The following is a 1012-nucleotide window of genomic DNA, read 5'->3' as shown; positions in this document are numbered from 1 at the left end:
GGCCCCGCCGGCCGCCCGGCGGCGCGGCGCAGCGTGGTGGACCAGGGGATGCCCGCCGGCGGGCCGGCGCGCAACCCGGGCCCGCCCGGTGCGGCGATGGCCGGCACCGGCACCGTCACGCTGAACTTCGTCGAGGCGCCGGTGCCGCAGGTGGTGCAGGCCGTGCTCGGCGACCTTCTGCGGCTGGACTACACGCTGGACCCCCGGGTCGCCGGCACGGTCACGCTGCAGACCCAGAGGCCGGTGCGGCAGGAAGCCGCGCTGTCCCTGCTGGAATCGGCGCTGGAGGTGAACGGCGCCGCGCTGGTGCAGGCGGGCGGCGCCTGGCGCGTCGTGCCGCTGGAGGATGCGGTGCGCGCCGGCCCGCCGGTCGGGCTGCGCGCCGCCGGCGCGCGGCCGGGGCCCGGCTACGCCCTGGTGGCCCTGCCCATCGCCAATGCCAAGGCGGCCGAGCTGCAGCGCATCCTGCAGCCGCTCGCGCCCCGCGGCGGCGCGGTGATCGCCGACGAGGCGCGCAACGTGCTGCTGGTCGCCGGCACCGGGACGCAGGTGGCGACCCTGATCGACGCCGCCGAGAGCTTCGACGTGGACTGGCTGCGCGGCCAGTCCATGGCGCTGATGTCGCTGGAGAACGCGCCGGCCGCCGTGGTGGCGCAGGAACTCTCGGCGGCCTTCGGGGCGGAAGGCGGGCGCGGCGGGCTGCGGGTGATGCCGATCACCCGGATGAACGCCGTGCTGCTGGTGACCACCCAGCCGCAGCAGCTGGCGCGGGTGCAGCGCTGGGTGCGGGAACTGGACACCGGCATCGGCGGCGCGCCGCAGCTCTTCGTCCACCGGGTGCAGTATGTCCGCGCGTCGGAGCTGGCGCAGACCCTGCGGCAGCTGCTGCAGGGTGGCGGGCGCGGCGGCGCGCTGCCGCTGTTGGCGCCCGGGATGCCCGGCGCCCTGGCGGTCGCCGGGACGACGACGGTGCCGGGCGGCGGGGCCGGGCCGGGCGGTGGCGCGGTGGCCC

At 78.3% G+C, this 1012-nt stretch carries 1 protein-coding gene; it reads left to right on the top strand.

The window, feature by feature from the left end; all coding sequences use genetic code 11:
• Positions 1–1012 (top strand): secretin N-terminal domain-containing protein (locus tag E2C05_RS32040; RefSeq protein ID WP_205083272.1); only part of this gene is annotated, 1012 nt, incomplete at both ends.

Origin of the sequence: Paracraurococcus ruber (assembly GCF_004353985.1) — a bacterium.
GTDB lineage: Bacteria > Pseudomonadota > Alphaproteobacteria > Acetobacterales > Acetobacteraceae > Paracraurococcus > Paracraurococcus ruber.
This window is presented reverse-complemented; position numbering and strand designations above follow the sequence as displayed.